Raw genomic sequence first — 8543 nt, 5'->3', positions numbered from 1 at the left:
TTGACATCCACCCCTGCCTAAAGGCGAGGGGATTCCTAAACCTCACGATTTAGGTTTCTGTTTCATCGCAGTTGCCTTCACAGATTTACTCTGTTCGGGTCTTACACTCGCTCCGCAGACTGACACGGCAAGCCCTGCCGCCTTATGTGTTGACATCTCAAAGAAGAAATCTTGATCTACTTTGTTGATTCAAGGGTTGGACTGCCCATTGCCCCATCCTCTTTTCCCGGTCTACCGATTTTTCTGCGCCGTTGCGGATGAAAGCAATCTTTGAAGTTAGGCTTTCTGTTTCCATCGTCGCGGGTGGGTCAGTGACCAACTTTATTGTACCGCAAAGCCGTCCTTTTAGGACGGGGTTTTCAACCCATTTTTCTGATAAAGACATGGTAGATGCACCCCGATCCAGCCCCTGGAGGTTAGCCTCCGGGGCTTTTTTTGGTTCATTGGCTGCAATTTAGGCATTGCTATCTGTCATTGGCACTACATCCGGCAACGGGCGATCGAAGCCATAAAGCCAAACCAAGCCCAAAACCCCCAAAGAAATCGCTCCTAAACTCACCAACTGGGCAATTCTAAACTCTGCCAACATTAAGCTATCGGTACGCAATCCTTCAATCCAGACCCGACCTAAGCTATAGGCAATCATATACACCATAAATATCGTACCCAGTTTTAGGGGCGGTTTACGGTTTAAGCTATAAAAAAATAATCCCAGAAGTAGAGCAAAAACCAGCAGATTCCAGAGGGATTCATAGAGAAATGTGGGATGGAAATAGTCAAATTCGATATATTCCGGGGGACGACGATCGACGGGAATAAATAACTTCCAGGGTAAATCCGTCGGTTTACCAAAGGCTTCTGAATTAAAAAAGTTACCCCAGCGACCGATCGCCTGTCCCAGAATTAGAGACGGAGCGACTAAATCTGTTAACATCCAAAACGAAATCCGGTTCAGTCGTGCAAAAATTAATACAGCTAACAGTCCTCCTAAAATCGCTCCATGAATGGCGATTCCCCCTTTCCAAATAGCGAAAATCTCCCCTGGACGGTCAGCATAGTTGGGCCATTGGAATAACACATAGTACAGTCTCGCCGCAGGAATTGCCCCCAGGACTAACCAAATCGCTACATCTGAGATCGCATCTGGATGCACACCACGACGTTGAGCCAAATACTGGGACAAGGTTACTCCCAACAATACTGCCGAAGCAATTAACAAGCCATACCAACGGATCGCCAAATTACCAATTTGGAAAATAATCGGGCCAGGAGAGGCAAATTCAAAGGCTAAGGGCAAAATAGAACTATTCCACCCAATCTCAAGACCAATCATCAATGTCTCTTTCCCCGAAAGCATCTAATATCAATTCTCCAGTTATATCATCTCCTGTTCTAGACGCTCCCTTACTCGGTCAATCCTTAGAGTCTCTCACCACTTGGGTTCAAGACCACGGGCAACCAGCCTATCGAGGCCGCCAATTACACCAGTGGCTTTATCAGAAAGGGGCGCGATCGCTGCCAGAAATTACGGTATTTCCCCAAGCTTGGCGACAGGAAATGGCTCAGGTTAATATCGGTCGTTCTACGCTCCATTATCGGGCGATCGCCCCCGATGGCACGATTAAATATCTCCTGCAACTCCAAGACGGAGAAATTATTGAGACCGTCGGTATTCCTACTGCTAAACGGCTCACCGTCTGTGTTTCCTCCCAAGTTGGATGTGCCATGGGTTGCGATTTCTGTGCTACGGGTAAAGGGGGATTTGTGCGCCATCTGCAACCCCACGAAATTGTCGATCAAGTTTTAACGGTGCAAAATGACTTTGGGCGGCGCGTCAGTCATATTGTCTTTATGGGAATGGGTGAACCCCTACTCAACTTGGATTCTGTCTTAAAATCGCTCCACTGTTTAAATAAAGATGTGGGGATTGGCCAACGACAAATGACTGTTTCTACGGTCGGTATTGCCAAACGGATTCGCCAATTCGCCAAAGCTCAACTGCAAATTACCCTCGCCGTCAGTCTCCACGCCTCAAATCAAGCGTTGAGAGAAAAATTAATTCCCAGCGCTCTGCGATATGCGCTGCCCCAATTAATGGATGAATGTCGGGAATACGTTAAGCTTACTGGCCGGCGGATTACGTTTGAATATATTTTATTGGGAGGTGTGAACGATCTGCCCCAACATGCTGTGGAATTGGGCCACCTCCTACGGGGATTTCAAAATCATGTTAATTTAATTCCTTACAATCCCATTAGTGAAGTTGATTATCAGCGTCCCAATAGCCAGCGCATTGAGCAATTTCAGGAGATTTTGACGAAGCACCATATTGCAGTGAGTGTGCGCTATTCGCGGGGTTTAGAGGCGGATGCTGCTTGTGGGCAATTGAGGGCTTCTCGCGCTTAAGAATACTAGGTTTTTTGCTGCGCTAAAGCACAACAATGAAGGACATAGTTGCTGAAAACAATCGGTTCTAAATTCGTGAAGGAGGGAGAATGATGCAAACTTATGCTTTAGGAAATACGGAGATTGAGATTACACCCATTATTATGGGGACTTGGCAAGCGGATAAAGGCATGTGGGCGGGTACGGATGAGGAGGAGCTGATTGAAGGGCTGAGAGCGGGTTTCGAGGCGGGTATAACGACGGTGGATACGGCATCCGAGTATGGGAATGGAGATTCTGAGCGTCTGGTTGCCAGAGCGTTGCGGGAGGTGCGAGATCAGATGGTTTTTGCGACTAAGTTATGGGTAAGTGATTTTCGCTATGATGCGGCGATCGCCGCCTGCGAGCAGTCGTTAAAGAATTTACAAACGGATTATATTGATTTGTATCAATTGCATTGGCCCTCTGGCAGTTGGGGGAGCGACAGTGTACCGATCGCCGAAACGATGCAAGCCATGGTCGAGTTAAAGCAACAGGGCAAAATTCGGGCGATCGGGGTGTCTAATTTTTCTGTGGCGCAAATGGAAGAAGCACGGCAATATGGCCCCATTGACAGTTTACAACCTCCCTATTCCCTGTTTTGGCGCACTATTGAAGGGGAAATTCAAAACTATTGTATTGAGCAGAATTGGTCAATTCTTGCCTATTCTCCCCTCTGCCAAGGATTACTCACGGGGAAATTCGGCCCGGATCATCAATTTCCTCCTGGCGATCATCGGGCGAAAAACAAGCTCTTTGTCAATCGGGAGCATTACCAACGGGTACAACGGGCACTGGAACAATTACGCCCTATCGCTGCTCAAAAAGCGTGTACTTTAGCACAACTGGCTCTAGCGTGGGTCATGGCTCAACCGCGCACCCATGCGATCGCTGGTTTTCGCAATGTCCAACAAGTGCAAGATAACGCGATCGCTGCAGAAATCCAGCTTTCTGAGGCAGAACTAGAGGAGATTGAGGCGATCGGCTCCACCGTTACAAATTACCTAGAATATGACCCTGTTCTCTGGGCTTTTTAATGCAATCTGTGGGCGATCGTCCCCCCTTGACATCTAAGTGAGATTCAGGCTCTTCCACTTGCTTACTATTGATTGATGGAGTCGGGTAAAACTTGGAATATCAGGCTAGTCTTTAATGTTTCTAATGTTTCCATTGACTATAGGGATGATTTGCTAAATAAGAATTAAAATAACGGTAATCTTCGGAAACTTCTTCACCAACCCATTCGGGTAATTCAATGTCTTGATTGGCATCGGTGAGTTCAACTTCTGCCAGGATTAATCCTTGATTTTCTCCAGCGAATTCATCGATTTCCCAAACCATACCGCTCCAGTTTAGGGTGTAGCGAGTTTTATCAATTTGGGGGCGATCGCACAAATACTCTAGCATTTCCTGGGCATCTTCTAAGGGAATCGGATATTCATATTCTAAGCGATGAATGCCAGAAGACCCAGAGGCTAAGGATTTCAGGGTTAAGTAGCCGCGATCGCCAGCAATCCGCACGCGAACGGTTTGATGATTTTCAGTGCGAATATAGCCTTGGCGATAGTGGGTGGCTTTGCCTAATCCGCGCCAACTTTCTCCGTTTACTAGAAATTTGCGTTCAATTTCAATCGCCATAATATTAAGGAGTTTAAGAAAAGGGGAAAATCAGATTTTCCCTATTGCCTATTGCTAGAGGGTCTTCCCCCTAACTTACCACAGAGCGCTATAATCTACGCTGTAGACTCTAGACCTTAAATAGAAGAGTGATTATGTTTAAAGACTGGACTTCTGATGATTGGATTAATCATATTGCGTTTATCGTGACGATCGCCATTTTGGTCTGGTCATTTCTCTAAACGGCTAGAAATTCCTGAATCACATCTTGACTGAGTTCTTCAGTTGGCCCGGATGCAACGATCCCCCCTTTTTGCATGGCGTAATACCAGTCAGCTTGACGGACAAAATGTAGATGCTGTTCAACCAGGAGTACAGAGATTCCTGTCGTTTCGATGATTTTACGCACGGCTGCTTCAATTTCGAGGATAATCGAGGGTTGAATGCCTTCAGTCGGTTCATCAAGAACCAGCAGTTGCGGATGACCCATGAGAGCGCGGGCGATCGCCAGTTGTTGTTGTTGTCCTCCACTCAAGTCCCCTCCCATGCGCCATAACATGCTCTCTAGGACGGGGAATAGCTCGTAAATATAGGGAGGGATCTCCTTCTTTTTCCCTGCACGTCCAGACTCCAAACCCAGGAGCAGATTTTCTTTGACGGTGACTCTGGGGATAATCTCCCGACCTTGGGGCACATAACCGATACCAAGTTTAGCACGGCGATCGGGGGACAGACCGACAATACTTTGCTTTTCTAGATAAATATCGCCACTGCGAGGTTTTAAAACCCCCATAATGGTCTTGAGCAAGGTCGTTTTCCCCACCCCATTACGACCAATTAAACAGACCATTTGGCCCGGTTTCACTCCTAAGTCCACATTCCGTAGAATATGACTTTCTCCATAATAAACATTCAATCCAGATACCTTTAAAATGGGTTGGGAGGATAGGTCTTGGTTCATGATTATAGTGCTTCAAGCTGGTAATGGGTAATGGAGAAACTGTCTAGATTGATCGCCTATGATGTGTGATGTCCTGCTTTACCGCGAATCTATTGACTTCGGATCGTCTGATTCTGATTGTCCCAGGTAGACTTCAATCACCCGTGGATCGTTTTGCACCTCTTCAATGGAGCCTTCACAAAGTACAGAACCTTGGTGTAGGACGGTGACTTTACGGGCAATTTGGCGGACGAATTCCATGTCATGCTCAATGACAATAATAGAATGACTTTCAGCTAAACTTAGCAATAAATCGCCGGTTTGTTCCGTTTCTTCATCGGTTAACCCGGCAACCGGTTCATCGACTAATAAAAGATCGGGAGATTGGGCGACTAACATGCCAATTTCTAAGCGTTGTTTTTCCCCATGGGATAAGAGAGCCGCTTGAATATCGCCCTTCAGGGAAAGTCCGGTAATCTCGAGCAGGTGATTCAGGCGCTGGCGATCGCTCTCTGGAGGACGACTCAAGAGCGTCGAAAATACGTTCTTATTAGGATTACAGCTTAGTTCCAGGTTTTCCCTTGGGGTAAGATTCAGATAAACCCGTGGGGTTTGAAACTTGCGACCAATGCCTAAACGGGCAATTTGATGTTCAGCTAAACGGCGAGTATTCAGACCTTTGAAATGAACTTGTCCGGTTGTGGGTTGAGTTTTGCCTGTAATCACATCTAGAAACGTAGTTTTTCCTGCCCCATTCGGACCAATAATCACCCGAAGTTCCCCTGGTTCCATACTAAAATTGAGTTGATTCAGCGCTCTAAAGCCATCAAAATCAACAGTTAAATTTTCAATCTCTAGAATAGCCTTGCTCATGATTTTTCTTCAAACTGCTCCCGCTCTCTTTGCACTTCCGGGTCTTGGTCTAAACTGGGATAAGTCACGACGGTTTTGTTGCCCAAACTTGCTTGTATCCAATTCCAGCCATCGGTTCTCAACCATCCCACAACCCCACTGGGCAATACCATCACCACAATTAAGAATAATGCTCCTTGGAAAAACAACCAAATTTCGGGAAATTGTTCGCTTAATCTACTGCGGGCAAAGTTAACCAGAAGCGCCCCTAAAATTGCACCGACTAAACTCGCTCTTCCTCCCACAGCAACCCAGATCACCATTTCAATTGAGAAAGCAATATCCATCGCTTTGGGAGAAATGATCCCGGTTTGTAGGGTGAACAATGCCCCAGCTAATCCAGCTAATCCAGCAGAAAGAGCAAATACGAGAACTTTGTAACCGGTCGGGTTATAACCGGAAAAACGCACTCGACTTTCATCATCGCGAATAGCAATTAAGAGGCGGCCGAAGCGACCGCTCGTCAGCCAACGGCACAGGGCATAAGTGAGGGCTAAAAACAGGATAGTAATTAGATAAAATCCCACTTGAGTTTTCGGGTCGTTGACGGTAAAGCCCAGGAGAGTTTTAAAGTCGGTGAGTCCATTGGTTCCATTAATCAGTTTTTGTTGACCATTGAAGAAGTTGAAGAATACAATGGTTGAGGCTTGGGTGAGGATGGAAAAGTAAACTCCGCGAATGCGATTTCGGAAGACTAAATACCCTAAAAACCCTCCTAATAATGCTGGAACCAAGATAACGGCTAAAGCAGCGATTTGAAAGGGGCCAAAGGGTTCCCAAAACCAGGGAAGTTCCGTGACTCCATAGAGGCTCATAAATTCAGGCAGTTGAATACTGGAGTCGGGAGGAATTTGTAGTTTCATATGCATGGCAATCGCATAACCTCCCAGGGCAAAAAATACACCATGCCCCAAACTCAACAGTCCGGTAAAGCCCCAAATGACATCGATACCGAGAGCAACAATAGCTAAAGCTAGAAATCGCCCCAATAGGTTTAAGCGAAAGGGGGACAGGATCAACGGCATGAGGATCATTAAGATTAGGGCAATGGCAATGACTAATCCTAATTCAATCCACAGGTTTTGGCGACGCTGTTTTTGTTGAGCAATTCGACCAACTTCTAAAGGACTTTTTAACATCTAAGGTGACTTCAGTTCGTCATATAAAACGGGTTTCATCTGTATGGGTTTTACCGCAGCATAGATGTTTAAAACTGTGTAGCTCGTTACGCCCAGTGCGCCCGTGTAATATCCTAGACTATCTTGTCCTTTCCAAAATGTAAACTTAAAACCTAGACGGGCTTTGCGATCTGAGGACAAGGGATTAAATACTAGAGCGATCGCTTCCTCTTGTCGACTATCAATAAGGTGAGCAAGGAGATCGTCAAGGACGCTATGGGCTAGTAAATCGGGGTAGAAGCGATCGCCGCTCATATAAGGCTGAAAATAGGGATCGTTGGGGTCAATTTTATCACCATTTAACTTGATTTGGCTTAAGCTAATTGTTTGGGTTTGCAGGTGGTAGCGATCGCCTTTTCCTAAATAACTGAGTCGAATACCATCAAGATTGAATTCGGGAATTTTGGGGTTATCATAGGCTTCTGATAAATCCATCACTAGCACTCCTTGATCGCCAATCACTTCGGCTTCATCATTTTGCACCACGAGAGCCGTATTTTCATCAATACCAAATCCTAGTTTATAACCAATAGTTTGCATAATGACGAGCGATCGCCCTAACCGTCCTCGGACTAAAAAATGCTGATCGACAAAAAAATCCGGGCCAATAAAGCCTAAACCTCGATTAATTTCTCTTCCCCAGTGAACCCCAAATTTCATCACATCTAAAATATCAGGAGGATGGCGAAACATGGTAGTACTCATGATCGCTGCTCCCGCACTGGTTCCCGCAACCACTCCTCCTTGACGATAAATCTCCCAAATGACATCGAGCATAGGGGTATGTCCACCCGATTCTGCATACAAAGCTTGGGTAATATAGGACTGATCTCCACCCGTGAAAAAGACCCCATTACATTCACGAACTTGAGCTAACAGTTGGGGATCATAAACGGCTTCTCGGTAATCTACATCACGATTTTTTACTGCCACCGGAATGGCGATCGCCTCTGCACCCTGTTGATTTAAAGCGTTAACTGTATAATTGGTCTTTTGAGGATTACGGCTCGCTGTCGGAAAAACCGCAATTTTAGCTCCTTTTCCTCCGGATAATTCCACAATTCGCTTCCATACTTCATGATTATTATACCGGAGTGCCCCTCCAATGATCACTAGCGATCCAGCCGATTTAGAGACTTCAGACATCAGTTTACTCAGTCAGCTAACAGTCATTTTCTCGAAATATATGAATAGAGACCCCATTTTACAGGAAAAGGGATGGATGACTCCTCAAGGGGTGACAAGGCAGCTCAAAGGTCGCTATAGCGACCTTTTTCGGTGGTATTTTGCTGAAAATCTCAACGGAAAGCTGGCGAGACTCCTGCGGAGTCGCTTCGCGAACGCTAAAAGAGGTAAAGTGGTCTGGTAGAGACCACCAAAAATTCAAATGTTTCCTGAATTATACCAGAAAATCCTCAAAGCCCATTTTAGTCTTACACAATATTTAACGTTATATCTGCTAGTATTAGTAG

8 protein-coding genes are annotated in these 8543 nt (G+C 45.8%); 2 read left to right on the top strand and 6 right to left on the bottom strand.

What is annotated here, in order from left to right; genetic code table 11:
• Positions 1-454: 454 nt before the first annotated feature.
• Positions 455-1333 (bottom strand): prolipoprotein diacylglyceryl transferase, encoded by an 879-nt coding sequence (gene lgt, locus J7545_RS14445; protein WP_318702013.1) that lies wholly within the window; start codon positions 1331-1333, stop codon positions 455-457.
• A gap of 2 nt (positions 1334-1335) precedes the next feature.
• Here lgt and rlmN point away from each other — a divergent pair, with 2 nt between their 5' ends.
• Positions 1336-2406, top strand: a complete 1071-nt coding sequence (rlmN, locus tag J7545_RS14440) for a 23S rRNA (adenine(2503)-C(2))-methyltransferase RlmN (RefSeq protein ID WP_318702014.1) — start codon at positions 1336-1338, stop codon at positions 2404-2406.
• A 92-nt stretch (positions 2407-2498) separates the two neighbouring features.
• A complete protein-coding gene (locus J7545_RS14435; protein WP_413038639.1) occupies positions 2499-3461 on the top strand; it encodes an aldo/keto reductase in 963 nt (320 codons plus the stop codon).
• A gap of 121 nt (positions 3462-3582) precedes the next feature.
• On the opposite strand, the gene J7545_RS14430 is transcribed toward J7545_RS14435, so the two are convergent.
• The 5 genes from J7545_RS14430 to J7545_RS14410 all read right to left on the bottom strand — a co-directional run bounded on the left by J7545_RS14430 (position 3583) and on the right by J7545_RS14410 (position 8217).
• Entirely contained in the window at positions 3583-4062 is a 480-nt protein-coding gene (locus J7545_RS14430; RefSeq protein WP_318702016.1) for a CYTH domain-containing protein, read from the bottom strand.
• Between the two features lie 217 nt (positions 4063-4279).
• Complete coding sequence (gene urtE / locus J7545_RS14425) at positions 4280-5002, bottom strand: urea ABC transporter ATP-binding subunit UrtE (RefSeq protein ID WP_318702017.1); 723 nt, start codon at positions 5000-5002, stop codon at positions 4280-4282.
• Between the two features lie 78 nt (positions 5003-5080).
• A complete protein-coding gene (gene urtD, locus J7545_RS14420) occupies positions 5081-5854 on the bottom strand; it encodes an urea ABC transporter ATP-binding protein UrtD (protein ID WP_318702018.1) in 774 nt (257 codons plus the stop codon).
• Positions 5851-7032, bottom strand: a complete 1182-nt coding sequence (gene urtC / locus J7545_RS14415; protein ID WP_318702019.1) for an urea ABC transporter permease subunit UrtC — start codon at positions 7030-7032, stop codon at positions 5851-5853. Before urtC ends, urtD begins: the two co-directional genes overlap by 4 nt.
• Positions 7033-8217, bottom strand: coding sequence for a cyanophycinase (locus J7545_RS14410; RefSeq protein WP_318719746.1), 1185 nt, complete (start codon positions 8215-8217; stop codon positions 7033-7035).
• Positions 8218-8543: the final 326 nt, after the last annotated feature.

Source organism: Roseofilum sp. SBFL (assembly GCF_017746885.1).
In the GTDB taxonomy this organism is placed as follows: Bacteria; Cyanobacteriota; Cyanobacteriia; order Cyanobacteriales; family Desertifilaceae; genus Roseofilum.
Note: the sequence above shows the minus strand (reverse complement) of the source record. Positions and strands in the feature narration are given on the sequence as shown.